This window comes from Streptomyces sp. NPDC017246 (genome assembly GCF_044331325.1).
Classification (GTDB): Bacteria; Actinomycetota; Actinomycetes; order Streptomycetales; family Streptomycetaceae; genus Streptomyces.
Genome location: NZ_JBIRMW010000007.1, coordinates 297,734 through 323,272 on the forward strand (window position 1 = coordinate 297,734; position 25,539 = coordinate 323,272).

Genomic DNA, 25,539 nt, shown 5'->3' on the forward strand with positions numbered 1-25,539 from the left:
AGGACTTGCAGCATGAGTGACAGCAGTCTGCGCCTGGTCTGGGTCTACCCGGACCTGCTCAGCACCTACGGCGACCAGGGCAACGTCCTCGTCGTCCAGCGCCGTGCCGAACAGCGCGGTCTCAGCGTCGAGCGCGTCGACGTCCGCAGCGACCAGCCGGTGCCGACCTCGGGCGACATCTATCTGATCGGCGGCGGCGAGGACCGTCCGCAGCGGCTCGCGGCAGAGCGGCTCCGGCGGGACGGCGGCCTGAGCCGGGCCGCCTCCAACGGCGCGATCATCTTCTCGGTCTGCGCCGGCTACCAGATCCTGGGCCACGAGTTCATCAACGACCTCGGCGAGCGCGAGGCCGGCCTCGGGCTCATCGACGTGATCTCGACCCGCGGCGAGGGCGCCCGGTGCGTCGGCGACGTCCTCGGGGACATCGACCCGCGGCTGGGCCTGCCCCAGCTGACGGGCTTCGAGAACCACCAGGGCATCACCCATCTCGGCCCGACGGCCCGGCCGTTCGCCCGCACCGTCTTCGGCAACGGCAACGGGACCGGCGACGGCACCGAGGGCGCGTACAACGACACCGTCTTCGGTACGTACATGCACGGCCCCGTCATGGCCCGCAACCCGCAGATCGCGGACCTGCTCCTGAAGCTGGCCCTCGACGTCAACGCGCTGCCGCCGACCGACGACCGCTGGTACGAGGCGCTGCGCGCCGAGCGCATCGCGGCGGCCACCCAGCCCGCGTAGGGACCGCACGGCCCCGTCCGGGACGGGTCCGGGGCACCGGGCGCACCACTGTGGGCCTCTCGTACGAACGTACGTTGTCCACTGTGCGGACATCCGGTTCGGCCCCGCCACCCTGCACCGATAGGGTGGCGGGGATCCAGCCGGACGACGTGGTCCGGGAGTCGGCCCACGTTGCAAAGGTTTTTGGGCTATGCGCATTGGCGTGCTCACCTCCGGCGGAGACTGCCCCGGTCTGAACGCTGTCATCCGTTCCGTCGTGCACCGCGCCGTCGTCGACCACGGCGACGAGGTCATCGGCTTCCACGACGGGTGGAAGGGCCTCCTGGAGTGCGATTACCGCAAGCTCGATCTCGAGGCGGTCGGTGGCATCCTGGCCCGGGGCGGCACCATCCTCGGTTCCTCGCGGGTCCAGCCCGCGCACCTGGTCGGCGGCGTCGAGCGCGCCCGCGGCCATGTGGCCGACCTCGGGCTCGACGCGATCATCCCGATCGGCGGCGAGGGCACCCTGAAGGCGGCGAACCTGCTCTCCGAGGCGGGTCTCCCGATCGTCGGTGTTCCGAAGACCATCGACAACGACATCGCCTCCACCGACGTCACCTTCGGCTTCGACACGGCCGTCACCGTCGCCACCGAGGCCCTCGACCGGCTGAAGACCACCGCCGAGTCCCACCAGCGGGTCCTCGTCGTCGAGGTCATGGGCCGTCACACCGGCTGGATAGCGCTGCACTCCGGCATGGCCGCCGGCGCGCACGCCGTGGTCGTCCCCGAGCGCCCCTTCGACATGGACGAGCTGACCGCCCGGGTCGGCGAGCGTTTCGAGGCCGGCAAGCGGTTCGCGATCGTCGTCGTCGCCGAGGGCGCGAAGCCGCGTGAGGGCTCGATGGAGTTCAAGACCGCCGGCACCGACATCTACGGCCACGAGCGCTTCACCGGCATCGCCAACCAGCTCTCCGTGGAACTGGAGCGGCGCCTCGGCAAGGAGGCCCGCCCGGTCATCCTCGGCCACGTCCAGCGCGGCGGCACCCCGACCGCGTACGACCGTGTCCTCGCCACCCGCTTCGGCTGGCACGCGGTCGAGGCGGCGCACCGCGGCCAGTTCGGCATGCTGACCGCGCTGCGCGGCACGGACATCACGATGGTCCCGCTGGCCCAGGCCGTGGAGACCCTCAAGACGGTCCCCGCCGACCGCTACGCCGAGGCCGAGTGCGTGCTCTGACGCAGCTCCCCGCGTGACATCCGCCCCCGGTCGCAGTCGCGGCCGGGGGCGGTTCTAGTCTGGTGCGGACAACAAGCACGAATCGGGCTCCAGGAGTGCACACGATGGATCACAGCGGGCACGGCATGACCACGGATCTGCCGCCGTTCACGCTGGGACGGGGCCTGGAGTTCTCTCCCGACCTCTTCTTCCTGATCGGCTGCCTCACGGCGCTCGGTCTGTACGGCTGGGGCGTGGTGCGGCTGCGGCGGCGCGGGGACGCGTGGCCGGTGAGCCGGACGGTGTTCTTCACGGTCGGCGTGCTGACCGTCGCGCTCGTCATGTGCACCAAGCTGAACGACTACGGCATGGTCATGTTCAGCGTGCACATGGTGCAGCACATGGTGATCTCCATGCTGTCGCCGATCCTGCTGCTGCTCGGCGCGCCCGTGACGCTGGCGCTGCGGGCGCTGCCGGTGGCGGGCCGGGGCTCGACGGGGCCGCGCGAACTGCTCCTGAAACTGCTGCACAGCCGGTACATGAAGGTGATCACGCACCCCGGCTTCACCATCCCGATGTTCATCGCGAGCCTGTACGCGCTGTACTTCACGCCGCTCTTCGACTTCCTGATGGGCTCGAAGCCCGGTCACATCGGGATGATGGTCCACTTCCTCATGGTGGGTGTGGTCTTCTTCTGGCCGATCATGGGCGTGGACCCGGGCCCGAACCGGCCGGGCTATGTGATGCGGATGCTGGAGCTCTTCGCCGGCATGCCGTTCCACGCCTTCTTCGGCATCGCGCTGATGATGGCCTCGGAGCCGATGGTCAAGGCGTACGCGAACCCGCCGGCCTCGCTGGGGATCGACGTGCTCGGCGACCAGAACGCGGCGGGCGGCATCGCCTGGGCGTTCAGCGAGATCCCGTCGGTGCTCGTGCTGATCGCGCTGGTCTACCAGTGGTACCACTCCGAGCAGCGGCAGGCGGTCCGCATGGACCGGGCCGCCGACCGGAACGGCGACAAGGAGCTGGAGGCGTACAACGCGTATCTCGCCTCGCTCCAGACCCGGAGCCGGTGACGATCCACGCGCGGTGAGCGGTCCCGTTCCGGGCCCGGTGCCGACCTCGTCAGGGGTCCGGTGCCGGGCCCGCGGCCGTTCCGGCGCACGCCGGAGCGTCCGGGGAGTAGCGCGCGCCCCTCTCGCGGGGTCACGATGGCCTGAACAGCTTCCACGGCCTCGGCCGGGAGGAGGGCGCGCTGATGTCCGGTCCCACGAAGATGATGGCGGTGCTCACCTGCGCCGCGCTGGTACTGACCACGGCGTACACGGTGGCACTCGGGAGCAGCGGCTGGCTCTGGTTCGGCTGGGTGGTGCTCGGTGTCGCGACGATCGGCATGGCCGCGTCGGACAGCGCGGCCACCGCCGGTCCGCAGCCACGGCCACCGGCCGGCCCCGGGGCCGGCCGCCCGTAGGGGCCCGGGGCGGTCCCGCGAGGGTGTCCCCGGGCGGTCCGGCGAGGCCGGCCCTGACCCGGTCCGGTCCGGTCCGGCCGGTCCGGCCGTCCGGCGCCGAAGGTCGCGTCGCCCCGGGGCCCGCCTCAGGACGGCAGGTTCTGCTCCGCCCAGACGACCTTGCCGGAGACCGTGCGGCAGGATCCCCATCGGCGGCAGAGCATGTTGATCAGCTGGAGGCCCCGGCCGCCCTCGTCGCTGAGGTCCGCGTGCTGGATCTGCGGCAGGTCGGGGCCCGTGTCCGAGACCTCCACGACGAGCCGGTCGCCCCGCAGCAGCCGGAGTTCACCGGGGCCGTTGCCGTAGCGCAGCGCGTTGCCGACCAGCTCGGAGACGACGAGCTCACACACGTCGGCCAGCTCCGCGAGGCCCCACGCGGCGAGCTGGTCCGTGACCAGGCCCCGCGCCACGGACGCGGCACGTCCCTCCTGGGGCAGCCGCCAGACGCGGAGGTCGGCCGGGTCGGCCGCGGTCGTCGTCGCTCCGAGGAGCACCGCCTCGTCGAAGCGCGAGGCACCGGCCGGTGCCCGCTCCACCAGTCCGCCGCTCTCCAGGGCGGCGGGCCCCAGGCCGCGGGCCGCCGTGCGCAGGAGGTCAAGCTGATGGTCCAGGTCGGCGTGCCGGGACTTGACGAGGCCGTCCGTGTACATGACCAGATGGCCGCTCTCCGGCACGGTCAGGCGCACCGGGTCGTAGGGGATGACGCCCGCGCCGAGCGGGGCGCCGACCGGCACGTCCACGAACTCGGCGCCGCCCCGTCCGTCGAGCAGCAGCGGCGGCAGGTGACCCGCGCTGGCCAGTGTGTACGTGGAGTCGACCGGATCGTAGACCGCGCAGAGACAGGTGGCGACCTGCTCGTCCTCCAGGTCCCGGGTGGCGAGGTCGAGCCGGGCCAGGACGCGTTCGGGAGCCATGTCCAGGGCGATCAGGGTGCGGCCGACCGCACGCAGCCGCCCCATCGTCGCGGCGGCGGCCAGACCGTGCCCCATGACGTCGCCCACCATGAGGGCCGTACGGCCGCTGGGCAGGGCCATCACGTCGTACCAGTCGCCGCCCACCCCGTGCCGCGCCGCCGAGGGCGCGTACTCGGCGTTCACCCTCAGTCCGGGGGTGACCGGCGTCGCGCGCGGCAGCAGGCTGCGCTGCAGCGCGACGACGTGTGCGCGCTCGCGTCCGTAGAGCCGGGCGTTGTCGATGAAGACGGCGGCCTGTGAGGCGAGCTGCTCCGCGAGCGCCAGGTCCGTCGAGGAGAACGGAGGCGTGCCCGGACCGCGCACGAAGTCGGCACTGCCCAGCAGCAGCCCGCGGGCGATCAGCGGCACGGCCAGGTAGCTGTGGACCCCGGCGGCGCGCATCTTGTCCGCGGCGCTCACGGTCGGCGCGACCTTGATGAAGTCCTCCTCCCGCAAGCGGCCCAGGAGGACCGGTTTGCCCTGCCGCAGGCAGTACCGGTGGAGCAGCGTCTCGTGCTGCTCCACGCGGACGGAGGTCTCGCCCACGGGCGTGGGTTCCAGGGAGGTCAGCGACTCGACGGCGCAGATGGCGGTGGCGCGCATCGGGGGGATGCCGGTTCCCGTCCACCGGGAGCCCTCCTCGCCCCGCAGGACGCCCTCCAGGATGTCCACGGCGGCGCCGTCGGCGAAGGCGGGGACGGTGAACTCTGCGAGCTCCTGGGCGGTGCGCTCCAGATCGAGAGTGGTCCCGATGCTGGCGCTGGCCGAATTCAGCCAGGCGAGCCGTCCTCGTGTGGAGAGCGGGTCGAAGCCGGCTCCTTCGCCGTTCCGGCCGGGCCTCCCGCGACGCACGGCCGAGCGCAACACCGCGCTGTTTCCGGCCGTGGCTCTGCTGGTCAGGCGCCGTCGCCGGTTGCCGCCGTACACTCTCTCGGCCTCCAGACGGGTACGTGACGCATCGTGATGCACAGCATGCACCGGAAGGGGCCGTTGTGCACAGACATACGGAATGGCCGGTATTCGTTTGGCCGCCCGGCGTCCGGCCGTTCGTCGTCCGGGGCCCGGTCCGCGGGCCGGGGCCGGGGGGCCCGTCCGGCGCGACGTCGGGCTACGGCCGCGGTGCGAGGACCACCCAGATCTGGCCCGGGGCGAAGGTCATCGGCTCACCTCCCCGGGTGGTGAAATCGGTGCCGGACGCCGCCGAGGGCCGGGACCAGCGGGCCTCGTGGGCGCGCCCGTCGCGCAGCACGACGGCGGTGCCGCTCCCGACGGTCTCGGTGTACGGGGAGACGCTGCCGAGGAAGTCGTGGAAGCGCGACGGACGGATGTCGACGTACTGGATCACGACCGTGGCCGGCTTCAGCGGCCCGTCGTCGGTGGTCCGGGCGGGGGCGCCGTCCATCGCGACCCGCCAGGCCTTCTCGGCGGCGGACCAGGTGAAGGCGTACCGGGCCGCGGGATAGCGCACGGTGCGCTCGCGGACCGGGGTGCCGCCGTCGGGAGCGGGCCCGAATCGGAAGCCGATGTCCTGGGCGAGCCCCGTCCCGGGGGCCGCGGCCAGGGCCCGTCCGGGGAGCAGGTACAGGTTGTGGGGCGCGGGACGGGACGGGCTGCGGACGAAGGCTTCCGGGGCGTCCTCCTGCGGCAGGGCGTGCAGCGGCGCGGCCTTGAGCAGCGGTTCGAGGGCGGTCTGGGAGCCGGAGTAGGCGAGTGCCGGGTCGTCGAACTGCGCGAGCAGCTCCATGTCGGACTCACGGGCGCTGCGGACGGGACCCGTCCTGTCCGGGAGCCGGGAGGAGAAGACCGCGAGGAGCCTGGTCTGGCCGCCCTCGACCTGCTCGACGTAGACGAGGTCGGCCCGGCCGAGGCCGGTGTGGGGGCGGGCCGGCCCGACATTGTCGATCTTGACGGCGAGCACGGGCGCGGGGCGGGCGGGGAGGCCGGTGAAGGGCGAGCGTCCGCCGGGCACCGCGGTCGTGGGGGCGGGCGTCGTGGGAGTGGGGCTCGTGGTGGCGGGCACGGGAGTCGGTGTGGGGGCCGGCTCCGGCGGGCCCGAGTGGGAGCAGCCGTACAGCCCGGCCGCCGTCAGCGCGCACAGCAGCGCGGTGAGGACACGGCCGGGGCGCCTGGCCCCGCGCTCGTCCGTCATGGTGACGCTCCCCCACCAGTGGACCACGGGCCCGCGCACGGATACAACGGGCTTGACGGACGACGAACGGGGGTCGCGGGTGTTCTACCACCTGATGAAGTACGTACTGCTCGGACCGCTTCTGAGGCTGCTGTTCCGGCCGAGGATCGAGGGTCTGGAGCACATTCCCGAGGAGGGCGCGGCGATCGTCGCGGGCAATCACCTCTCCTTCTCCGACCACTTCCTGATGCCGGTCGTGCTCGACCGGCGGATCACGTTCCTCGCGAAGCAGGAGTACTTCACGGGGCCGGGGATCAAGGGCCGGCTGACGGCCGCGTTCTTCCGGGCGGCCGGTCAGATCCCGGTCGACCGCTCGGGCAAGGAGGCCGGCCGGGCGGCGATCCGCGAGGGTCTCGGGGTGCTCGACCGGGGTGAGCTGCTGGGCATCTATCCGGAGGGGACGCGTTCGCACGACGGGCGGCTCTACAAGGGGAAGGTGGGCGTGGCGATGATGGCGCTGACGGCCGGGGTGCCGGTGGTGCCCTGCGCGATGGTGGGGACCTTCGAGATCCAGCCGCCGGGGAAGGTCGTGCCGAGGATCCGCCGGGTCACGATCCGGTTCGGGGCGCCGCTGGACTTCTCCCGGTTCAGGGGGTCGGCGGACGAGCGGGCGGTGGTCCGGGCGGTGACGGACGAGATCATGTACGAGATCCTGCGGCTGTCCGGTCAGGAGTACGTGGACGACTACGCGGCGGTGGTGAAGGCGGCGGAGGCGGAAGGCGGGGAACCCCCGCGAAAGTTCCCCCGCCGGGAACGCTGAGGGCGGATCCGCGCACGGCGCAATCCTCTGGGCCCGGGCACCGGGCGGTCGTAGCGTCTCGTCCATGACCAAGGGAAACGCGTTCGTGCTGGGCGGATCGGGACAGGTGGGGCGGGCGGCCGTACGGGCGCTCGCCGAGGACGGCTGGGAGGTGACGGCCGCCTCGCGGGGCGGCGGCAGGGACGGGAGGTGGCCGGCCGAGGTGCGGTCGGTGGCGCTCGACCGGACCGAGGAGGGCGCGCTGGCCGCGGGCCTGGGCGACGGCTACGACGTGGTCGTGGACATCGTGGCCTACGACGCCGGGCACGGCCGGCAGCTGACCGGGCTCGCCGACCGGATCGGTTCGGCGGTGGTCGTGTCGAGCGGCGCGGTCTACGAGGACGAGCAGGGCCGCAGCTTCGACACCCAGGACCGGCCGGACGGCTTCCCCTCCTATCCGGAGCCCATCCCGGAGGACTGGCGGACGGTCGCGCCCGGCGACGGCACGTACGGCACCCGGAAGGTGGCCCTCGAGCGGGAGTTGCTCGCGGCGGGCGAGGCGCTGCCGACGACACTGCTGCGGGCGGGCGCCGTCCACGGACCCTACTCCCCGGGTCCGCGCGAGCTGTGGTTCGTGAAGCGGGCGCTCGACGGGCGGCCGGTGCGCCCTCTCGCGTACGGCGGCACCTCGCGGTTCCACCCCGTCCATGTGGACAACCTCGCGGAGCTCGTCCGGCTCGCCGCGGCGCGGCCGGGCAGCCGGGTGCTGAACGGCGCCGACCCCGAGGCGCCCACGGTGGCCGAGATCGGGGCGGCGATCGACGCGGTGATGGGCGTCGAGAGCGAGACGGTGCTGATCGAGGGGGCGCCGCCGGAGGCCACGGTGGGCCTCACGCCGTGGACGGCCGAGCGGTCCGTGGTCTACGGGATGACGGCCGCCGAGCGGGAGTTGGGCTACCGGCCGGTGGTGTCGTACGCCGAGTCGCTGCCGGAGACGGTCGCGTGGCTGACCGAGCGGGTGGCGGGACGGGAGTGGCGGGATGCCTTCCCCGGTCTCGCGAAGTACGGGGTGGATTTCTTCGACTACGCGGCGGAGGACGCCTGGCTGGTGTCGCGGGGGTGACACGGGTGAGGGGAGGGACGGCTGTCCCTCCCCTCACCGGGCCTTCAGCGTGTTACGGCTTCGGGGTGGCGTGCGGGGCGCAGGTCTGGTCCGTGGCGTCCAGCTTGCCGGTCAGCAGGTAGGCCTCGACCTTGGGGTTGAGGCAAGGGTTGACGAGGCCGGTGATGCCGTGCGAGCCGGCGTCCTTCTCCGTGATCAGGCGCGAGCCCTTGAACCGCTTGTGCAGTTCGACGGCGCCGCCGTACGGGGTGGCGGCGTCGCGCTCGGACTGGGCGATGAGCACCGGCGGCAGGCCCTTGCCGGTCTTCACCTCGGTCGGACGCTGGCGCGGCGCGGACCAGGTGGCGCACGGCAGGTTCATCCATGCGTTGGCCCAGGTCATGAAGGGGTACTGCTGGTGGAGCCGGGTGTTGTCCCGGTCCCACTTCTTCCAGCTGGTCGGCCAGGGGGCGTCGGCGCACTCGACCGCGGTGTAGACGGCGTTGCCGTTCTCCGAGGCGGCGTTGCCGGCGGTGTCGGTGGGGTCCGAGGCCGCGTTGTCGATGAGCGGCTGCGGGTCACCCGCGGCGTACGCGCTCCAGGCCGCGGCCACCGGGGCCCACATGGAGTCGTAGTACGGGGCGTTCTGGAAGAAGCCGATGAGCTCGGCCGGGCCGACCTTGCCGCCGAGGGGCTCCTTCTTGGCGGCGGCGCGCAGGGTCACCCACTGCTGCTGGACCTCCGCGAGGGTGTCGCCGAGGTGGTAGGCGGCGTCGTTCTGGGCGACCCAGGTCATCCAGTCCTTGAGCCGGCCCTCGAAGGCGATGTCCTGGTCGAGGTTGACCTCGTACCAGACCTTGCGCGTCGACGGGTTCACGACGCTGTCGAGAACCATGCGGCGGACGTGCGTCGGGAAGAGGGTGCCGTAGACAGCGCCGAGGTAGGTGCCGTAGGAGACGCCGACGAAGTTGAGCTTCTTCTCGCCGAGGGCGGCGCGGATGACGTCGAGGTCACGCGCGGTGTTGGGCGTGTTCATGAAGGGCAGCATGTCGCCGCTCTTCTCGGCGCAGCCCTTGGCGTACTCGGCGGCGAGCTTGCGCTGGGCGCGCTTGTCGGCCTCGCTGTCGGGGACCGGGTCGGGCTTGGGGCCCTTGACGTACTCGGCCGGGTCGACGCAGGAGATGGGGGCCGACTTGCCGACGCCGCGCGGGTCGAAGCCCACGAAGTCGTAGGCCTTGGCGGCGCCCGCCCAGATCGCGTTCTTGGTGGTGACCCGGCGCGGGAAGCGCAGGCCGGAGCCGCCGGGGCCGCCCGGGTTGTAGAGGAGCGCGCCCTGGCGCTCGGCGGGGGTGCCGGTGGCGTTGATCCGGTCGACCGCGATCTTGATCTTCTTGCCGTTGGGCTTCGCGTAGTCGACGGGGACGGTGACCCAGCCGCACTGGATCGGCTTCTCAAGGCCCCAGTCGGCCGGGCAGTCCTGCCAGTCGATGCCCGTCTGGGCGGCCCGCGCCGCGGCGACGGCGACGCCGATCGACTCGGCGTCGCGCAGGTGACGGTTGCTGTCGGCGTTCGCCGCCGGGGCCGCGAGCGCGCCCGCGACGAGCGTGCCCGCTATCAGGGTGCCGGCCGAGCCGAGCATTGCCGTACGTCTCAACGTGTACTCCCCCAAGATGAGCGCCACCCCCCGTGGCGGCGCTGTGTGTTGACTGTCCGAGGGATCCTTTCGTCCTGGGGGCTCCTGGTGAAAGAGCGAACACGTGTTTCTTTGCCGAACCAATAACCGGTGAACGGTGTACCGCTGAGCGGTGACGTCCCGACGGATGCCCAGAACGACTCAGAGCGGGGCGAGTTCGGACAGAGCGGCATCGAGCAGGCGTCGTACCGCGAGGGCGTCCGGGGCGACGGCGGTGACGAGGGCCGCGGGGCCCGCGAGCGGGGTGACGGCGGCGCTCTCTCCGAGCAGGCGGGCCTCCGCGGGCTTCTCCACGAACGCCGGGTCGACGACGAGGAGCTGTCCGGTGGCCCGGTGACCTGCCAGGACCGCGCCGCCGTCCCAGCCGCCGGGGGCTCCGGGGCCGAAGGCCAGCTCCTGATCGAGGAGCGGACGCCCGGCGCGGCGGACGGTGAGACGGGTGATCAGGGTGCCGGGCGGTTCGCCGTGCCGGCCCAGGATCTGCTCCTCGCGGAGGACCAGCCGCGCCGTGGCGGCGAGTTCGACGACCGTACGCATCCGCAGTTCCGAGCCGTGGACGGAGACCAGCTGTTCGGGCAGCCAGCGGAGCACGCCCTCCTCGCCGACGGAGATCCGGACGTCGTACGCGGCGGGCTCGGCGCTCCGGCCCGGCAGGGCGAGGGTGGCGGCGGCCGAGTCGACCGACAGCCGGGCCCCGTCCCGCACCTCGGTCTCGATCGCGAGCCGGTCGCCGCCGAGCGGGGCGCTCATCGCCCCGACGACGGTGACCCGGGTGTACGGCCCGGCGGCCCTGGTGCGCCGCAGGGCGAGGGGACCGTCGCTCACCAGGAGCGGCAGGCTCCCGTCGGCGTCCGCGACGATCCGGGCGGTGGCGCGCAGGCTCACGCGGTCCATGCCCCGAGCTGGGCCCGGACCCAGTCGACGACCGGGGCGACGCCGTTCTCGGCGCGCAGCGAGGTGAAGGCGACGGGCAGCTCGCCGCGCTGCTCCTCGGCATCGCGCGCCATCCGCTCCAGGTCCGAGCCCACATAGGGCGCGAGGTCGGTCTTGTTGACGACGAGGAGGTCGGCGGTGGTGACGCCGGGGCCGCCCTTGCGCGGGATGTCGTCGCCGCCCGCCACGTCGATCACGAAGATCTGCGCGTCGACGAGCCCCTTGGAGAAGGTGGCGGTGAGGTTGTCGCCGCCGGACTCGACGAGGATGAGGTCGAGCGGGCCGACGGTGTCCTCCAGTTCCTCGACCGCTTCGAGGTTGGCGGAGATGTCGTCGCGGATGGCGGTGTGCGGGCAGGCGCCGGTCTCCACGGCCTGGATCCGCTCGGGCGGCAGGACGGCGTTGCGGAGCAGGAACTCGGCGTCCTCCCGGGTGTAGATGTCGTTGGTGACGACGGCGAGGGAGAGCGTGTCCCGCAGGACGCGGCAGAGGGCGGCGACGGTGGCGGTCTTGCCGGAGCCGACCGGTCCGCCGAGCCCGATGCGCAGGGCGCGGCGGGTGCCGTCGGGGCGGTGGGCGTCGGCGGAGACGGCGCCGTGGTGGTCGTGGCCGTGGTCGAGGTGCATGGGGCGGCTCCAGTGGTTCTCAGGATGCGAAGAGGCGGACGGGCCAGGACGCGTGCTGTTCGGCGGTGATGTCGAGGAGGGGCGCGGAGGCCGCGGGCAGGGCGTCGACGCCCTGCCGGGCGGCGGCGGTGGCCTCCTCGGCGACCCGGTCAATGGCGGGGGCGAGGCGGGCGAGGACGGCGGTGGCCTGGAAGGGGTCGAGGCTCAGCAGCCGGACCGTGGCGGTGGCGGGGCCGCTGACGGTCTCGTACGCGACACAGTGTGCGGCGTCCTCCGGGCCGAGCCCGGCGGCGCGTGCGGCGACGCCGAGGACGACGGGCTGGTGGGCGCCGCGCGGGAACGCGGCGGCGAGCGCGTCGAGTTCGGGGCAGGGCCAGGTGGCGCGGGCCGCCCGCATCATCTGCCGGCCGAGTTTGCGGGCGGCGGCGCGCAGGGCGGGTGAGGGGGTGCGGGCGTCGGCGGCCGCGTCGAGCGCGTACGGGTCGTGGCCGAGTGCGGCCGCGGCGGCGAGGGCCGCCGCGGTGAGGCCGGTGGTGTGCAGCCGGCCCCGGCAGAACGCGGCGAGGCTCGCCGCGTCGGTGATCCGGCCGGCCTTGACGGCGGCCTCGGCCCCGCCGGAGTGGGCGTGCCCGCCGGCGGGGAATCGCCCGTCGGCGAGCACGAGGAGTGCGGCGCGCTGTGTCATCAGAAGAGGAAGTAGCGCTGGGCCATGGGCAGTTCGGCGGCGGGGGCGGGTTCGACCGCCTCGCCGTCGATGGTCACCGTGAAGGTGTCCGCGTCGACCTCGACCCGGGGCAGGGCGTCGTTCTCGCGCATGTCGGCCTTGGTGACCCGCCGGGTGGAGCCGATGGCGGCGAACTCCTTGTGCAGACCGAGCCTCCCCGGCAGGTCGTCCTCGATCGCCGCCCGGGCCACGAAGTTGACCGAACCGGCCGCCGCCGCCTTGCCGAGCGCGCCGAACATGGGGCGGGGCAGCACGGGCTGGGGGGTGGGGATGGAGGCGTTGGCGTCGCCCATCTGCGCGTACGCGATCTGGCCGCCCTTGAGGACGGTGAGCGGCTTCACCCCGAAGAAGGCCGGCTCCCACAGGACCAGGTCGGCGAGCTTGCCGGGTTCGACGGAGCCGATGAGGTGGTCCATGCCCTGGGCGACGGCCGGGTTGATCGTGTACTTGGCGACGTACCGGCGTGCGCGGTGGTTGTCGGCGCGTCCGTCCCCGGGCAGGGCGCCGCGCCGCTTCTTCATGACGTGGGCGGTCTGCCAGGTCCGCATGATCACCTCACCGATCCGGCCCATGGCCTGGGAGTCGGAGGAGATGATCGAGATGGCGCCCAGGTCGTGGAGGACGTCCTCGGCGGCGATGGTGGAGGGCCGGATCCGGGACTCCGCGAAGGCGAGGTCCTCGGGGACGGCCGGGTTGAGGTGGTGGCAGACCATCAGCATGTCGAGGTGTTCCTCGATGGTGTTGACGGTGTGCGGCCGGGTCGGGTTGGTGGAGCTGGGCAGGATGTACGGCTCGGAGACCACCGTGATGATGTCGGGGGCGTGCCCGCCGCCGGCTCCCTCGGTGTGGTACGCGTGGACGGTGCGCCCGGCGATGGCGGCGAGGGTGTCGCCGACGAAGCCCGCCTCGTTCAGGGTGTCGGTGTGGATGGCGAGCTGGGCGCCCGTCTCCTCGCACACGCCCAGACAGGCGTCGATGACGGCCGGGGTGGCCCCCCAGTCCTCGTGGATCTTGAATCCGAGGGCCCCGCCGCGCAGTTGGGAGTGCATGGCCTCCCGGGACATGGTGTTGCCCTTGCCGAGCAGACCGATGTTGACGGGGAAGGTGTCCAGGGCCTCGAACATCCGGGCCGTGTGCCAGGGGCCGGGGGTGACCGTGGTCGCCTTGGTGCCCTCGGCCGGTCCCGTACCGCCGCCGACGAGGGTGGTGACGCCGGTGGCGAGCGCCTGCTCGACGACGGTGGGCGAGATGAAGTGGACGTGGGCGTCGACGGCGCCGGCGGTGACGATCCGGCCGTTGCCGACGATGATCTCGGTCTCGGGGCCGATCACCAGGTCGGGGTGGACGCCGTCCATGGTGTCGGGGTTGCCGGCCTTGCCGAGGGCGGTGATCCGGCCGTCGCGGATGCCTATGTCGGCCTTGACGACGCCCCAGTGGTCGATGATCACGGCCCCGGTGATCACGGTGTCGGGGGCGCCCTCGGCGCGGGTCGTACGGGCCTGGCCCATGGACTCGCGGATGACCTTGCCGCCGCCGAAGACGGCCTCGTCGCCGGCGCGGCCGGGACCGCCGCTGCGGTCCTCCTCGATCTCGACGAGGAGGTCGGTGTCGGCGAGGCGGATGCGGTCGCCGGTGGTGGGGCCGAACAGGTCGGCGTAGACGGCGCGGTGCAGCTCAGGCACGGGGCTCTCCGTTCGCGACCGAGGCGGTCGGGGCCGAGGCGGTCGGGGCCGAGGCGGTCGGGGCCGAGGCGGTCGGGGCCGAGGCGGTCGGATCCGGGGCGGTCGGGGGCCCGTCCAGCGGGCCGGCCGTCTCGCCGCGCAGACCGGGCACGACGCGGCGGCCGGTGAGCGGGACGAGTTCGACCTCGACGGGGATGCCCGGTTCGAAGCGGACGGCGGTGCCGGCGGCGATGTGCAGCCGTTGGCCGTGCGCGGTGGCGCGGTCGAACTCGAGGCCGGGATTGACCTCGGCGAAGTGGTAGTGGGAGCCGACCTGGACGGGCCGGTCGGCGGCGTTGAGTACGGTCAGGCGCGTGACGGGGCGCCCCTCGTTGAGGGCGACGGGGCCGTCCGCGTACAGGATCTCTCCGGGGATCATCGGCGCGGCCCGTTCAGACGATGGGGTCGTGGACGGTGACGAGCTTGGTGCCGTCCGGGAAGGTGGCCTCGACCTGGACGTCGTGGATCATCTCGGGGATGCCGTCCATGACCTGGTCGCGGGTGAGCACCTTGCGTCCGGAGGCCATGAGTTCGGCGACGGTGCGGCCGTCCCGGGCGCCTTCCAGGATGTGGGAGGTGAGAAGGGCGACGGCCTCGGGGTGGTTGAGCCGCAGGCCCCGGGCCAGGCGCTTCTCGGCGACGTCCGCCGCCACATGGATGAGCAGGCGTTCCTGTTCGTGCGGGCTCAGTTGCACTCTTCCACCTCACAGTCGTCGACCGGGGACACCCGGACAGCTGCGGACCCTACCGACCGTCAACACCTTGTTGAACTGCGGAGATGCGGCTCGCGGCCAGACATTGCACGTTAGGGCGGAAGTTTTTCCGGCTCGTTAACTCGGGCTTTGCGCTTTCATGATCGTCACACCGGTTCGCCCGACCGTCAGGACGGGTCGACCGACATGGACATCAGCCCGCGGAGCCCGTCCTCCAGGACGTCGACGGAGACATCGCCGAAGAGGGCCTGCTGGGCGATGAAGCCCTGGGCCACGGCGATCAGGGTGCGGGCCACATGGTCGGCCGGGACGTCGACGGGCAGGATGCCGCTCGCGCGATAGGCGGTGACCAGGTCCGTCCAGGCGACGCGCATCCCGTGGTAGCCCTCGGCGAGGGTCTTCGCCAGCTCCTCGTTGCGCAGGGTCTCCGTCCACACCTGGATGATCAGACGCGCGAAGGCCTGCCGGTCCGCACCCTCGATCCGCTCCTCCAGGAAGAGCCGCAGCACCGCGCCGAGCAGCACGTCGGGGGTGGGGGGCGGCGTGGCCCTTGACGCCTCCTCGAAGGCGCTCCGGATGCCGGCGAAGGCCTCGGACGCGATGGCCGCGATGAGCTCGTCCTTGCCGCGGAAGTACCGGTAGACCGCGCCGGCCGACAGGCCGACCTCGCTCAGTACGTCCTGCATCGAGGCGGCGTGGAAGCCGTTGCGGGCGAAGCAGCGCGCCGCTCCGTCGAGAATCTGGCGCCGCCGGGCGTCGAGGTGTTCCTGGGAGACACGAGCCATGCCCCGAACCTAAAACGAATATTCATTCTTGACAACTTCCAGAGCCCGCAGGACAGTGAGGCCATATAAAAACGAACGATCCTTCTCTTTGAATCGAGGACACCATGTCCGCCAACGCCGCCGCCGACGCGGGGCGCAGGACCATCGCGGTGATGCTCCTGATCCCGGCCGTCGTCGCCCTGACCCTCTGGGCCTTCGCATGGCCCGCGGCCCGGACGGCACCCCGCGACCTGCCGATCGGCGTCGCGGGCCCCGCCACGGTGGTCACCGCCCTGGAGCAGAAGCTCGACGGGCACGAGGGAGCCTTCGAGGTCCACCGCTACGAGGACGAGGCCGCGGCCCGCGCCGCGATAGCGGACCGGGATGTATACGGAGCGGTGGTCGTGACCCCGGGCGGTACGGAGCTCCTGACCGCCTCGGCGGCGAGCCCCGTGGTGGCCGGACTGCTGCGGGAGGCCGTGACCGCGCAAGCCCCGGAGGGCACCACGGTCCCGGTCACGGACGTGGTCGCCGCCCCGGCGGGCGACCCGCGCGGGGCCGTACTCGCCTCCAGCCTGCTGCCCCTCGCCCTGGCCGGAGCGGCCTCGGGTGTCGTCACGACCCTGCTCGGCCTGCGCGGCGGGCGCGCGGTGGCCGCGCTCGCCGGCGCCGCCGCGCTCGCGGGCGCCGTCGGGGCGGCCCTCGCCCACAGCTGGCTCGGCGCACTCGGCGGCAACTGGTGGGCCGAGGCGGGCGTCCTCGGCCTCACCGTCCTCGCGATCGGCTCGACGTTCGCGGGGTTCGCGGCGCTCCTCGGAAAGCCGGGCCTCGGACTCGGAGCACTGCTGATGATCCTGATCGGCAACCCCTTCTCCGGGGTGTCGAGCGCACCGGAACTCCTGCCGAGCGCCGTGGGCGCCATCGGCCGGTGGCTGCCGCCGGGCGCCGCGGGCTCGGCCCTGAGGTCCGTCTCCTCCTTCGAGGGCGCGGCGGTGGGCGGACCCCTTCTCGTTCTCGCCCTCTGGGCGGCGGCCGGCCTCACGGCGACCGCGCTGGGGGCCCGGCGACGGCGCACGGGGCCCGCGGAACCGGTGACCGCACCGGCCCCGGTTCCGGCGCACACGGGCTGAGCCCGGCCCGCCGAGCCCAGGCGCGAAAAAGACGGCCGCGTGCCCCCGCTGTAGCGGACGGGGGCACGCGGCTCTTTGCTTGTGCGCCGACGGGTGCGGGGGCGCCGTCGGCCTAGGAGATGCCGGGCTCGCGGTGGTGGGCGGCGAGGCCGAAGCGGGGCTGTTCGCCGGTAGCGGAGTCCAGCGCGTGGAGACCGGAGACCGAGCTGATCACACGCTCGTCGGCCGGCTTCTCGGCCGCTTCGAGTTCTTCCAGGTCAGCGGCGGAGACCAGGGCGACGAGCGGCTTCCCGTGGCGGGTGACGACGACACGCTCACCGCCGTACACGACGCGGTTGATGAGGTCCGCGAGCTCAGCCCGCGCTTGCGTCACCGGGATCTCGTAGGTCATGCTCCCCATCTTACGGGCTGTACGTCCTGTACATTTTTTACAGACGGAGGTACCTGCCATGGATGCTCGCTACGTCCTGCCCTCGTTCACGGAGCGCACCAGCTACGGAACCCGGACCCTCGACCCCTACTCGAAGCTCCTCGAATCCCGGATCGTCTTCCTCGGGACGCCGATCGACGAGACGTCCGCCAACGACGTCGTCGCCCAGCTCCTCCACCTGGACCACGCGGCACCGGACCAGGACGTCTCGCTCTACATCAACTCCCCCGGCGGCTCCGTCACCGCCATGACCGCGATCTACGACACGATCCGCTCGCTCCACTGCGACGTGGAGACCACCTGCCTGGGCCAGGCCGCGTCCACCGCCGCCGTCCTGCTCGCCGCCGGCACCCCCGGCAAGCGGATGGTCCTCCCCGGCGCCCGGATCACGCTTCAGCAGCCCGTCGCGGAGGAGCCGATGCAGGGTCAGCCGAGCGACCTCGACCTCCAGGCGCGCGAGATGCTCCGACTCCGCGCCCTGGTGGCCGGGATGCTCACCGAGGCCACCGGGCAGACCCCGGAGCGGATCGACGCCGACCTCGACCGCCTCACGGTCCTGGACGCGCCGGCCGCGGTCGCGTACGGCCTGGTGGACCACGTCGTCACGAGCCGGAGCGCGGCCTCCGGCGGCGCGGCGCGGTGAGCCGGCCGTGGTTCCCGAGCTGCCCCCGCTGCCCGCGCTGACCCGCGCGGAGGGTGAACTCGTCGACGCCTACCTCGAAGTCGCCGACCTCCTTGGGAAGATCAATCCATCCAGGAGTACGCATACCTATGGAGCCCTGCGCGCGGCACAAGCCCTGGTGAAGCGGGCCGAGGCACTCCTCCAAGCCCTGACGCTCATGCATACGCGGGGCGAGAACGAGGTCCACACGGACACCTTGGCGCGTGCCTTAAGGGTGTTGGACGGGGAGCGCAGGACCGGCCGGGTCACCGTCCCCCACTCCCGCGCGAGTTGACATTCCCGCGTGTCGTGTCGAGGTCCGGACGGCCGACGCGCACCGCAGAATCGCTCCCCCGTTCGGCGTAGTCGACGAGTCGACATATGTGCCGGGTGAGTTGCACAACAGGTGTACGCATTTGGCGGAATGGGGCGTTCCGCTGCTGGTGCGGGGCTCGTCGGCCACACCTACGAAGATCACAAAGGCTTCCTGTCCACCCGAATGGATCAGTCGTGAGGAGCCTCACATATCGCCGTTTCAGCTCGGATTTCGACCCTGGTGTGGGTCAAGATCCCTGTCGACGACAAGCCCCCGCCGCCGCGGCGGGGCGGTCCGGGCGGACGCCGAGTCCTGCCGCTGTCCCGGACGTCTGGTCGACAGGAGTGGATCGGCAGGAGTGGAGGACCCGATTTTTACGGGACTGACGCGCTGTTTCGACAGCGGGGCAGTCCCTTGGGGTGAAGCCGCGTCAGCGGCCGGGCATCTTCGCCAGCCCGAACCCGACAGGTCATCCTTCGCAGGCGGCTGACGAAGGGTTGCGCATGACCGCGCAGATGCATGTCCCGTCCCTGCTGTCCCGGGCCGGAGCCGTCTCGGCTCTCACCCTCGCCGCCGTCGGCGGCACGCTGTTCGCACCAGGTGCGGCATCGGAGGCCCAGGCAGCCACCACGCACGCGAACAAGGCACTGAGCGTCGCCGCGTCCAAGAAGGGAGCCCCGTACGGGTACGGGAGCACCGGGCCCTCCAGGTTCGACTGCTCCGGGCTGACGCTCTACGCGTACAAGAAGGCGGGCAAGTCGCTGCCCCGCACCGCGCAGCAGCAGTACAACAAGACCCGGCACATCTCCGCCTCCAGCCGGCAGAAGGGGGACCTGGTCTTCTTCCACTCCGGTGGACGCGTCTACCACGTGGGGATCTACGCCGGCAGCGGCAGGATCTGGCACTCGCCCAAGACGGGTTCCTGGGTGAAGCTCGACAAGATCTGGTCGTCGAAGGTCTACTACGGCCGCGTCCGCTGATCAGGCGGCGGTGACGGTCCGTCCGTGAGGGGTGCGGTGGCGCCGCCGTACCCCCGGGACCCCGTCAGCAGCTCACGACGGGGACCACGGTCCACGGCACGGTGATCCAGACCGTCTTGCCGCCGTCCGCGGTCGGTGTCACCGAGAGACGGCCGCCCGCCTCCGCGGCCAGTACGCGGATGATGACCAGGCCGCGGCCGTTGTCCTGCTGAACCGCCGCCGGGAGGCGGCGCGGGCGGCGTGGATGGCTGTCGGTGACACCGATGTGGAGCTGTTCCTCGCGTTCCAGCCGGACGTCGACCGTGAACGTGGGCGACTGACCGAGGGTGTGCAGGACGGCGTTGGTGGCCAGCTCGGAGACGATCAGCCGGATCGCGTCCGCGATGTCCGCGGCATCGTCGAGGCCCCACTCCACGAGGACCTCCGCGACGTACCTCCGGGCCGTGGGGACCGAGGCGGGCTCGCTCGGCAGGGTGAGGGTTGCTTCCTGGTGATCTGCCATGGCGACGCTGTCCCTTTCCCGCCGGGGCCAATGCCCCGGATTGCGCTTCGCGTCAGAGTGCCACCGATCGTGCCGCGCCGTGCGGCGTTCCACCAAGATATGTCCCCATCTGTCGCCCGAAGCGGTGAACTCTGCTGCCCGGGAACGCTCTTGGGCCGCCCGTCACCCCTGCCGGGCGGAGGGCGCGGTACGCAGGATCGTCTCCACCGCCTGTTCGATCAGCGCGTCCGTCAGATCGGCGCGGGCCGTGAGCCGCAGCCGCGAGATGCCGTCGGGTACGGACGGGGGCCGGAAGCAGCCCACCGCCAGTCCCTGTTCGCGGCAGTCCGCCGCCCACCGCAGGGCCGCCTCCGGGGAGGGGGCCCGCACCGAGACCACGGCCGCGTCGGGCCGCGCCGCCGTGAGCCCCGCGTCCGTGAGCAGCCGGTGCAGGGTGGTGGCGACGGTACGGGCCCGCTCGGCGAGACCCGGTTCGGCCACGAGCAGGCGCAGGCTCGCGAGCGCGCCGCCCGCGGCGGCGGGGGCGAGCCCGGTGTCGAAGATGAAGGTGCGGGCCGCGTTCACCAGGTGCTCGATCACCCGGGCCGGGCCGAGGACGGCGCCGCCCTGGCTGCCGAGGGACTTGGAGAGGGTCAGGGTGGCGACGACGTCCTCGTCGCCTGCGAGCCCGGCCCCGTGGAGGGCGCCGCGGCCCCCATCGCCGAGGACACCGAGGCCGTGGGCGTCGTCCACCACGAGCCCCGCGCCGTGCGCCCGGCAGGCGGCGGCGAGCTCCGGCAGCGGGGCCTTGTCCCCGTCGACGGAGAAGACCGAGTCGCTGACGACCAGGGCCCGCCGCCCGGGGTGCGCGTCGAGGGTCTTGCGTACGGCCTCGGGATCGGTGTGCGGAACGACGGCCGTCTCGGCGCGCGCGAGGCGGCAGCCGTCCACGATCGACGCGTGGTTCGAGGCGTCGGAGACGACGAGGGAGTCCCGGCCGCCGAGCGCGGTGAGCGCCGCCAGGTTGGCGGTGTAGCCGGAGGAGAAGACGAGGGCCGCCTCGAAACCGCAGAAGTCGGCGAGCTCCCGCTCCAGGCGGGTGTGCAGCCGGGTGGTGCCGGTGACGAGCCGTGAGCCGGTGGAGCCCGCGCCCCAGCGCCTCGCCGCCTCGGCCGCCGCCTCGGTGACCTCCGGCCGGCGGGTGAGCCCGAGATAGTCGTTGCTCGCCAGGTCGAGCAGCTCCGACTCGGCCGCCCGGGGCCTCAGCGTACGGACGAGACCGGCGTCCGCCCGGCGGCGCGCCTCGGCGTCGGTCCAGTCGAACGCGGTACGGCGCGGGCCCGCGGCCCGCGCGTCGTCGGCCTGTGGCATTCGGCGATCCTTTTGTAGGCAGCGCACAGACCCTAACCGGAGCGTGCCGAGGTCGGGATGTGGTCATCCACACACCTCTATCGGGGGCGTTTGTTCGGATCCTCCTTGGCCCGGGGGCGGGCGGTAGGCAAGGATCAGCGGTTATGGACCTGCTGAACACGCTGGTGGAGAAGGGGCTGCGGCGCGAGCTGCCGACCCGTGAAGAAGCGCTCGCCGTCCTGGCGACCTCCGACGACGAACTGCTCGATGTGGTGGCGGCGGCCGGCAAGGTGCGCCGTCAGTGGTTCGGGCGCCGGGTGAAGCTCAACTACCTGGTGAACCTGAAGTCGGGGCTGTGCCCCGAGGACTGCTCGTACTGCTCGCAGCGCCTCGGCTCCAAGGCCGAGATCCTGAAGTACACCTGGCTGAAGCCGGACGAGGCCTCCCAGGCCGCCGCGGCCGGTGTCGCGGGCGGGGCCAAGCGGGTCTGTCTGGTCGCGAGCGGCCGCGGTCCGACCGACCGGGACGTCGAGCGGGTCGGCAAGACCATCGAGGCCATCAAGGAGCAGAACGAGGGCGTCGAGGTCTGCGCCTGCCTCGGTCTGCTCTCCGACGGTCAGGCGGAGCGGCTGCGGGACGCCGGCGCCGACGCGTACAACCACAACCTGAACACCTCCGAGGCGACGTACGAGGGGATCACCAAGACCCACACGTACGCCGACCGGGTGGACACCGTGCAGAAGGCGCACGCCGCCGGTCTGTCCGCCTGCTCGGGTCTGATCGCGGGCATGGGCGAGACCGACGAGGACCTCGTCGACGTCGTCTACGCGCTCCGCGAGCTGGACTCCGACTCGGTGCCGGTCAACTTCCTCATCCCCTTCGAGGGGACGCCGCTCGCCAAGGAGTGGAACCTGACCCCGCAGCGCTGCCTGCGGATCCTGGCGATGGTGCGGTTCGTCTGCCCCGACGTCGAGGTCCGGATCGCGGGCGGACGCGAGGTGCACCTGCGCTCGATGCAGCCGCTGGCGCTGAACATCGCGAACTCCATCTTCCTCGGCGACTATCTGACGAGCGAGGGCCAGGCCGGCCAGGCCGACCTGGACATGATCGCGGACGCGGGCTTCGAGGTGGAGGGCGCCGGCACGACCACGCTGCCGAAGCACCGCGCGGACGCGCTCGCCGCGGCGGGCGGCGGCTGCGGCTCGCAGGCGTCGGCCGGCTGTGGCTCGGAGGCCTCGGCCGAGGGCGCGGGCTGCGGTGCGCACGCCGAGGCGGGCGGCGGCTGCGGGCCGTGCGGGGGCCACGCTCCGGCTGCCGAGCAGGCGGACCCCGTCGAGACCGCGGCGAACCAGGCCCGGACCGATCTGGTCGCGGTGCGCCGCCGGGGCGCCGGCACGGACCTCGCCCCGAACGCGTGACGGCCGTGCGGAACGACGAGCTCATCGCCCTCGACCGGGCGCACGTCTGGCATCCGTACGGCCCCATGCCGGGACGTACGGACCCGCTGGTCGTCGAGTCCGCCTCCGGCGTACGCCTGCGGCTCGCCGAACCCTCCCAGGGACGGGCCGAGCTGATCGACGGCATGTCCTCCTGGTGGTCGGCGATCCACGGCTACAACCACCCCGTGCTCAACGAGGCGGTACGCGGCCAGCTCGACCGGATGAGCCACGTCATGTTCGGCGGGCTCACCCACGAGCCGGCCGTCCGGCTCGCCACCCGGCTCGTCGAGATCACCCCCGAGCCGCTGCGGCACGTCTTCCTCAGCGACTCGGGCTCCGTGTCCGTCGAGGTCGCGGTCAAGATGTGTCTGCAGTACTGGCGCTCGCTCGGCCGTCCCGAGAAGCAGCGGATGCTCACCTGGCGCGGCGGCTACCACGGGGACACCTGGCAGCCCATGTCGGTGTGCGACCCGCAGGGCGGGATGCACGAGCTGTGGTCGGGGGTGCTCCAGCGGCAGGTGTTCGTGGACGCCCCGCCGGCCGCGTACGAGGAGTCGTACGCGGAGCTGCTGCGGACCGAGATCGGGAGGCACGCGCACGAACTGGCCGCCGTGATCGTGGAGCCGGTGGTGCAGGGAGCGGGCGGGATGCGCTTCCACGACCCGGCGTACCTGCGGGTGCTGCGCGAGGCCTGCGACGCGCACGACGTGCTGCTGGTCCTCGACGAGATCGCCACCGGCTTCGGGCGTACGGGCACGCTGTTCGCCGCCGATCAGGCGGGGGTCTCCCCCGATGTGATGTGCGTGGGCAAGGCGCTGACGGGCGGCTATCTGTCCATGGCGGCGACGCTCTGCACGAGCCGGGTCGCCGACGGGATCTCGCAGGGCGAGGTCCCCGTCCTGGCCCACGGGCCGACCTTCATGGGCAACCCGCTGGCGTCGGCGGTGGCCCTCGCCTCGATCGACCTGCTGCTCTCCCAGGACTGGCAGGTCGAGGTCAAGCGGATCGAGGCCGGACTGCGGGCGGGGCTCGCCCCCGTCGCCGACGTGCCGGGGGTGCGCGAGGTGCGGGTGCTCGGCGCGATCGGCGTCGTCCAGCTCGACCACGACGTCGACATGTCCGCGGCCACGGCGGCTGCGGTCCGGGAGGGCGTGTGGCTGCGCCCGTTCCGGGACCTGATCTACACGATGCCGCCGTACGTGACGGGGGACGCGGACCTGGCGCGGATCTGCGCCGCGGTGGGCGCGGCGGCGGCCGCGGGCTGAACGGAAGGACTGGAACAGTGGGAATCGTCGTCGTCAGCGGTACGGGCACGGAGATCGGCAAGACGGTCGTGACCGCGGCGGTGGCCGCCGTGGCCACGGCCGCCGGCCGGTCGGTCGCCGTCCTGAAGCCCGCACAGACGGGCGTCGGGCCGGACGAGCGCGGCGACGCCGACGAGGTCGTCCGGCTCTCGGGCGCCGCCGGCTCCGCCGAACTGGGCCGCTTCCCGGAGCCGCTGGCCCCGGGTACGGCGGCCCGGCGGGCCGGGCTAACCCCGGTCGGCCCGGCGGAGGTCGCCGAGGCCGCCCGGAAGCTGGCCGCAGCGTACGACCTGGTGCTCGTGGAGGGGGCGGGCGGACTGCTCGTCCGCTTCGACGAGGAGGGCGGCACGCTCGCGGACGCGGCGGCGCTGCTCGGCGCCCCGGTCCTCGTGGTCGTGCCGGCCGGTCTGGGCACGCTCAACTCGACGGTCCTGACGGCGGAAGCGCTGCGGGCACGCGGGATCGAGCAGCTGGGGGTGGTGATCGGCAGCTGGCCGGACGCGCCGGACCTGGCGATGCGCTGCAATCTGGCGGACCTGCCGGAGTCGGCGGGCGCGCCGCTCCTCGGAGCGGTGCCCGAGGGGTCGGGTTCGCTCGGCCCCGCGGAGTTCCGGGCGGGGGCGGGCGACTGGCTGGGCCCGGCCCTGGGCGGCACGTGGGACGCGGAGGCGTTCCGGGAGCGGTTCCCCGCCTGAGCGGGGGCCGTGCCCGACCGGCGGGCGGCGGCCGGGTGACAGGGCGGCGACCGAGTGAAGGACCGGCCGCGCGAAGGATCGCGGGAGCGCGGACTCCGTAGGGTGGAGGCATGCGCGCTCACGTTCAGGAGATCGTCTTCGACTGTGCCGGTCCGGCCGCACTGGTCCGCTTCTGGGCCGGTCTTCTCGGCGGTGCTCCGGTCGACCGGAGCGGAGACTGGTCGTACGTGGACCCGCCGGGGTTCGTCCGGCTCGCCTTCCAGCGGGTACCGGAGGGCAGGACGGTGAAGAACCGGGTCCATCTCGACCTGGAGGTCGAAAACCCGGACCGGGCCGCCGACGAGGCGCTGCCCTCCGGCGCGGCGCGGGTCGGCGGCCTCGTGACGGACGAACAGGGCACCTTCCAGGTCATGCGGGACCCGGAGGGCAACGAGTTCTGCTTCGTGACGGGCTGAGGCGGCTCCGATGACACCCTCGCGCCCGGTACCGCCGGAAACCTCGTCACCCCGCGTCCACCATCCGCTGTTCGCCCGCTTCTACGCCCGGTTCAGCCTCTCCGCCGAGACCAGGGGCGGGCTCGGTGAACTGCGCGCCGAACTGCTCGCCGGGGTCACCGGCCGGGTGATCGAGATCGGGGCGGGGAACGGGCTGAACTTCGCCCACTACCCGGCCGGGGTCTCCGAGGTGGTGGCCGTCGAACCCGAGGCACGGCTGCGCCGCCTGGCCCAGGAGGCCGCACTGCGGGCCCCGGTCCCGGTGACCGTGCTCCCGGACACGGCCGAGGCGCTCCACCTGGAGGACTTCTCCTTCGACGCGGCCGTGGCCTCCCTCGTCCTGTGCACCGTACGGAACCCGCCGCAGGCCCTCGCCGAGCTGCACCGGGTGGTGCGCCCCGGTGGTGAGCTGCGGTTCTTCGAGCACGGACTGGCGGAGACACCAGGCCTCGCGCGCGTGCAGCGGGGTCTCGACCGGACGGTCTGGCCGTTGCTCTTCGGCGGCTGTCACACCGCGCGGGCCCCGCTCGCGGCGATCGAGGCGGCCGGCTTCTCCCTGGACTCGTACCGCTCCTTCTCCGTCCCGGAGAACGGGCCCCGGCTGCCGTCCTCCCCGTGCGTGCTCGGTAGGGCCCTGCGGTAGCCGGTGTCCGTCGC

At 72.7% G+C, this 25,539-nt stretch carries 27 protein-coding genes, 1 pseudogene and 1 riboswitch; of the genes and pseudogenes, 15 read left to right on the top strand and 13 right to left on the bottom strand.

Features of this window, described 5'->3' with window-relative positions:
- Positions 1 to 12: 12 nt before the first annotated feature.
- The 4 genes from ACH4MY_RS18905 to ACH4MY_RS18920 all read left to right on the top strand — a co-directional run bounded on the left by ACH4MY_RS18905 (position 13) and on the right by ACH4MY_RS18920 (position 3,407).
- Entirely contained in the window at positions 13 to 741 is a 729-nt protein-coding gene (locus ACH4MY_RS18905) for a type 1 glutamine amidotransferase (protein WP_030686136.1), read from the top strand.
- 190 nt (positions 742 to 931) lie between these two features.
- The gene (locus ACH4MY_RS18910) at positions 932 to 1,957 is read left to right on the top strand and encodes a 6-phosphofructokinase (RefSeq protein ID WP_398004381.1); all 1,026 of its coding nucleotides are present in this window, start codon (positions 932 to 934) and stop codon (positions 1,955 to 1,957) included.
- A gap of 104 nt (positions 1,958 to 2,061) precedes the next feature.
- The gene (locus ACH4MY_RS18915) at positions 2,062 to 3,012 is read left to right on the top strand and encodes a cytochrome c oxidase assembly protein (RefSeq protein ID WP_398004383.1); all 951 of its coding nucleotides are present in this window, start codon (positions 2,062 to 2,064) and stop codon (positions 3,010 to 3,012) included.
- 182 nt (positions 3,013 to 3,194) lie between these two features.
- Positions 3,195 to 3,407: a hypothetical protein gene (locus ACH4MY_RS18920; RefSeq protein ID WP_398004662.1), complete on the top strand. Its 213-nt coding sequence runs from the start codon at positions 3,195 to 3,197 to the stop codon at positions 3,405 to 3,407.
- Positions 3,408 to 3,532: 125 nt separating this feature from the next.
- On the opposite strand, the gene ACH4MY_RS18925 is transcribed toward ACH4MY_RS18920, so the two are convergent.
- Together ACH4MY_RS18925 and ACH4MY_RS18930 are read right to left on the bottom strand one after the other, a co-directional pair.
- Entirely contained in the window at positions 3,533 to 5,251 is a 1,719-nt protein-coding gene (locus tag ACH4MY_RS18925) for a SpoIIE family protein phosphatase (RefSeq protein ID WP_398004385.1), read from the bottom strand.
- A gap of 256 nt (positions 5,252 to 5,507) precedes the next feature.
- Positions 5,508 to 6,548, bottom strand: a complete 1,041-nt coding sequence (locus ACH4MY_RS18930; RefSeq protein WP_398004387.1) for a DUF3048 domain-containing protein — start codon at positions 6,546 to 6,548, stop codon at positions 5,508 to 5,510.
- Between the two features lie 79 nt (positions 6,549 to 6,627).
- Here ACH4MY_RS18930 and ACH4MY_RS18935 point away from each other — a divergent pair, with 79 nt between their 5' ends.
- Both ACH4MY_RS18935 and ACH4MY_RS18940 read left to right on the top strand, forming a co-directional pair.
- Positions 6,628 to 7,347, top strand: coding sequence for a lysophospholipid acyltransferase family protein (locus tag ACH4MY_RS18935; RefSeq protein WP_398004644.1), 720 nt, complete (start codon positions 6,628 to 6,630; stop codon positions 7,345 to 7,347).
- A 64-nt stretch (positions 7,348 to 7,411) separates the two neighbouring features.
- Entirely contained in the window at positions 7,412 to 8,449 is a 1,038-nt protein-coding gene (locus ACH4MY_RS18940; protein ID WP_398004389.1) for an NAD-dependent epimerase/dehydratase family protein, read from the top strand.
- 52 nt (positions 8,450 to 8,501) lie between these two features.
- Here the strand turns inward: ACH4MY_RS18940 and ACH4MY_RS18945 are convergent, their stop codons facing one another.
- From ACH4MY_RS18945 to ACH4MY_RS18980, 8 genes and pseudogenes are all read right to left on the bottom strand, one after another.
- Entirely contained in the window at positions 8,502 to 10,082 is a 1,581-nt protein-coding gene (locus ACH4MY_RS18945) for an alpha/beta hydrolase (RefSeq protein WP_398004391.1), read from the bottom strand.
- A gap of 180 nt (positions 10,083 to 10,262) precedes the next feature.
- On the bottom strand, positions 10,263 to 11,006 hold the full coding sequence (locus ACH4MY_RS18950; protein ID WP_398004646.1) for an urease accessory protein UreD: 744 nt from the start codon (positions 11,004 to 11,006) through the stop codon (positions 10,263 to 10,265).
- Complete coding sequence (gene ureG / locus ACH4MY_RS18955; protein ID WP_398004393.1) at positions 11,003 to 11,680, bottom strand: urease accessory protein UreG; 678 nt, start codon at positions 11,678 to 11,680, stop codon at positions 11,003 to 11,005. The genes ACH4MY_RS18950 and ureG overlap by 4 nt, the downstream gene beginning before the upstream one ends.
- A 19-nt stretch (positions 11,681 to 11,699) precedes the next feature.
- The gene (locus ACH4MY_RS18960) at positions 11,700 to 12,365 is read right to left on the bottom strand and encodes an urease accessory protein UreF (protein WP_398004395.1); all 666 of its coding nucleotides are present in this window, start codon (positions 12,363 to 12,365) and stop codon (positions 11,700 to 11,702) included.
- Complete coding sequence (locus tag ACH4MY_RS18965) at positions 12,365 to 14,086, bottom strand: urease subunit alpha (protein ID WP_398004397.1); 1,722 nt, start codon at positions 14,084 to 14,086, stop codon at positions 12,365 to 12,367. The genes ACH4MY_RS18960 and ACH4MY_RS18965 overlap by 1 nt, the downstream gene beginning before the upstream one ends.
- Before the next feature lie 112 nt (positions 14,087 to 14,198).
- Positions 14,199 to 14,504, bottom strand: a pseudogene (locus ACH4MY_RS18970) (urease subunit beta); the annotation flags it as partial.
- Between the two features lie 13 nt (positions 14,505 to 14,517).
- Positions 14,518 to 14,820 (bottom strand): urease subunit gamma, encoded by a 303-nt coding sequence (locus ACH4MY_RS18975; RefSeq protein WP_398004399.1) that lies wholly within the window; start codon positions 14,818 to 14,820, stop codon positions 14,518 to 14,520.
- Positions 14,821 to 15,005: 185 nt separating this feature from the next.
- Positions 15,006 to 15,623 carry a TetR/AcrR family transcriptional regulator gene (locus ACH4MY_RS18980; RefSeq protein ID WP_398004401.1) on the bottom strand — a complete coding sequence of 206 codons (618 nt, stop codon included), beginning with the start codon at positions 15,621 to 15,623 and terminating at the stop codon, positions 15,006 to 15,008.
- A gap of 104 nt (positions 15,624 to 15,727) precedes the next feature.
- Between ACH4MY_RS18980 and ACH4MY_RS18985 the strand changes: the two genes are divergently transcribed.
- Positions 15,728 to 16,732, top strand: coding sequence for an ABC transporter permease (locus ACH4MY_RS18985; protein WP_398004403.1), 1,005 nt, complete (start codon positions 15,728 to 15,730; stop codon positions 16,730 to 16,732).
- Positions 16,733 to 16,844: 112 nt separating this feature from the next.
- On the opposite strand, the gene ACH4MY_RS18990 is transcribed toward ACH4MY_RS18985, so the two are convergent.
- Complete coding sequence (locus ACH4MY_RS18990) at positions 16,845 to 17,123, bottom strand: type II toxin-antitoxin system Phd/YefM family antitoxin (protein WP_398004405.1); 279 nt, start codon at positions 17,121 to 17,123, stop codon at positions 16,845 to 16,847.
- A 58-nt stretch (positions 17,124 to 17,181) separates the two neighbouring features.
- Here ACH4MY_RS18990 and ACH4MY_RS18995 point away from each other — a divergent pair, with 58 nt between their 5' ends.
- From ACH4MY_RS18995 to ACH4MY_RS19005, 3 genes are all read left to right on the top strand, one after another.
- Positions 17,182 to 17,805 (top strand): ClpP family protease, encoded by a 624-nt coding sequence (locus tag ACH4MY_RS18995; protein ID WP_398004407.1) that lies wholly within the window; start codon positions 17,182 to 17,184, stop codon positions 17,803 to 17,805.
- 7 nt (positions 17,806 to 17,812) lie between these two features.
- The gene (locus ACH4MY_RS19000; protein WP_398004408.1) at positions 17,813 to 18,118 is read left to right on the top strand and encodes a hypothetical protein; all 306 of its coding nucleotides are present in this window, start codon (positions 17,813 to 17,815) and stop codon (positions 18,116 to 18,118) included.
- A 399-nt stretch (positions 18,119 to 18,517) separates the two neighbouring features.
- A riboswitch (cyclic di-AMP (ydaO/yuaA leader) is annotated at positions 18,518 to 18,640 on the top strand.
- Between the two features lie 2 nt (positions 18,641 to 18,642).
- The gene (locus ACH4MY_RS19005; RefSeq protein WP_398004410.1) at positions 18,643 to 19,119 is read left to right on the top strand and encodes a C40 family peptidase; all 477 of its coding nucleotides are present in this window, start codon (positions 18,643 to 18,645) and stop codon (positions 19,117 to 19,119) included.
- A 64-nt stretch (positions 19,120 to 19,183) separates the two neighbouring features.
- On the opposite strand, the gene ACH4MY_RS19010 is transcribed toward ACH4MY_RS19005, so the two are convergent.
- Both ACH4MY_RS19010 and ACH4MY_RS19015 read right to left on the bottom strand, forming a co-directional pair.
- Entirely contained in the window at positions 19,184 to 19,621 is a 438-nt protein-coding gene (locus ACH4MY_RS19010) for an ATP-binding protein (RefSeq protein WP_398004412.1), read from the bottom strand.
- A gap of 162 nt (positions 19,622 to 19,783) precedes the next feature.
- Entirely contained in the window at positions 19,784 to 20,971 is a 1,188-nt protein-coding gene (locus tag ACH4MY_RS19015; RefSeq protein ID WP_398004414.1) for an 8-amino-7-oxononanoate synthase, read from the bottom strand.
- Between the two features lie 143 nt (positions 20,972 to 21,114).
- Between ACH4MY_RS19015 and bioB the strand changes: the two genes are divergently transcribed.
- The 5 genes from bioB (at position 21,115) to ACH4MY_RS19040 (ending at position 25,525) form a co-directional block, all read left to right on the top strand.
- Complete coding sequence (bioB, locus tag ACH4MY_RS19020) at positions 21,115 to 22,368, top strand: biotin synthase BioB (RefSeq protein WP_398004416.1); 1,254 nt, start codon at positions 21,115 to 21,117, stop codon at positions 22,366 to 22,368.
- Between the two features lie 5 nt (positions 22,369 to 22,373).
- Entirely contained in the window at positions 22,374 to 23,654 is a 1,281-nt protein-coding gene (locus ACH4MY_RS19025) for an adenosylmethionine--8-amino-7-oxononanoate transaminase (RefSeq protein WP_398004648.1), read from the top strand.
- 17 nt (positions 23,655 to 23,671) lie between these two features.
- Positions 23,672 to 24,388, top strand: a complete 717-nt coding sequence (bioD, locus tag ACH4MY_RS19030; protein ID WP_398004418.1) for a dethiobiotin synthase — start codon at positions 23,672 to 23,674, stop codon at positions 24,386 to 24,388.
- Between the two features lie 110 nt (positions 24,389 to 24,498).
- Positions 24,499 to 24,843 (top strand): VOC family protein, encoded by a 345-nt coding sequence (locus ACH4MY_RS19035; RefSeq protein ID WP_398004420.1) that lies wholly within the window; start codon positions 24,499 to 24,501, stop codon positions 24,841 to 24,843.
- A 10-nt stretch (positions 24,844 to 24,853) separates the two neighbouring features.
- On the top strand, positions 24,854 to 25,525 hold the full coding sequence (locus ACH4MY_RS19040) for a class I SAM-dependent methyltransferase (protein WP_398004422.1): 672 nt from the start codon (positions 24,854 to 24,856) through the stop codon (positions 25,523 to 25,525).
- Positions 25,526 to 25,539 lie beyond the last annotated feature (14 nt).

What these genes read in the sequence shown, in the direction of transcription:
- ACH4MY_RS18985 (WP_398004403.1), top strand. Translation starts at nt 15,728, where the DNA reads ATGTCCGCCAACGCCGCCGCCGACGCGGGGCGCAGGACCATCGCGGTG.
- bioB (WP_398004416.1), top strand. Translation starts at nt 21,115, where the DNA reads ATGGACCTGCTGAACACGCTGGTGGAGAAGGGGCTGCGGCGCGAGCTG.
- ACH4MY_RS18910 (WP_398004381.1), top strand. Translation starts at nt 932, where the DNA reads ATGCGCATTGGCGTGCTCACCTCCGGCGGAGACTGCCCCGGTCTGAAC.
- ACH4MY_RS18960 (WP_398004395.1), bottom strand. Translation starts at nt 12,365, where the DNA reads ATGACACAGCGCGCCGCACTCCTCGTGCTCGCCGACGGGCGATTCCCC.
- ACH4MY_RS19015 (WP_398004414.1), bottom strand. Translation starts at nt 20,971, where the DNA reads ATGCCACAGGCCGACGACGCGCGGGCCGCGGGCCCGCGCCGTACCGCG.
- ACH4MY_RS19040 (WP_398004422.1), top strand. Translation starts at nt 24,854, where the DNA reads ATGACACCCTCGCGCCCGGTACCGCCGGAAACCTCGTCACCCCGCGTC.
- ACH4MY_RS18940 (WP_398004389.1), top strand. Translation starts at nt 7,412, where the DNA reads ATGACCAAGGGAAACGCGTTCGTGCTGGGCGGATCGGGACAGGTGGGG.
- ACH4MY_RS19005 (WP_398004410.1), top strand. Translation starts at nt 18,643, where the DNA reads ATGACCGCGCAGATGCATGTCCCGTCCCTGCTGTCCCGGGCCGGAGCC.
- ACH4MY_RS19035 (WP_398004420.1), top strand. Translation starts at nt 24,499, where the DNA reads ATGCGCGCTCACGTTCAGGAGATCGTCTTCGACTGTGCCGGTCCGGCC.
- ACH4MY_RS18995 (WP_398004407.1), top strand. Translation starts at nt 17,182, where the DNA reads ATGGATGCTCGCTACGTCCTGCCCTCGTTCACGGAGCGCACCAGCTAC.
- ACH4MY_RS18920 (WP_398004662.1), top strand. Translation starts at nt 3,195, where the DNA reads ATGTCCGGTCCCACGAAGATGATGGCGGTGCTCACCTGCGCCGCGCTG.
- ureG (WP_398004393.1), bottom strand. Translation starts at nt 11,680, where the DNA reads ATGCACCTCGACCACGGCCACGACCACCACGGCGCCGTCTCCGCCGAC.
- ACH4MY_RS19010 (WP_398004412.1), bottom strand. Translation starts at nt 19,621, where the DNA reads ATGGCAGATCACCAGGAAGCAACCCTCACCCTGCCGAGCGAGCCCGCC.
- ACH4MY_RS18930 (WP_398004387.1), bottom strand. Translation starts at nt 6,548, where the DNA reads ATGACGGACGAGCGCGGGGCCAGGCGCCCCGGCCGTGTCCTCACCGCG.
- ACH4MY_RS18915 (WP_398004383.1), top strand. Translation starts at nt 2,062, where the DNA reads ATGGATCACAGCGGGCACGGCATGACCACGGATCTGCCGCCGTTCACG.
- ACH4MY_RS18980 (WP_398004401.1), bottom strand. Translation starts at nt 15,623, where the DNA reads ATGGCTCGTGTCTCCCAGGAACACCTCGACGCCCGGCGGCGCCAGATT.
- ACH4MY_RS18990 (WP_398004405.1), bottom strand. Translation starts at nt 17,123, where the DNA reads ATGACCTACGAGATCCCGGTGACGCAAGCGCGGGCTGAGCTCGCGGAC.
- ACH4MY_RS18905 (WP_030686136.1), top strand. Translation starts at nt 13, where the DNA reads ATGAGTGACAGCAGTCTGCGCCTGGTCTGGGTCTACCCGGACCTGCTC.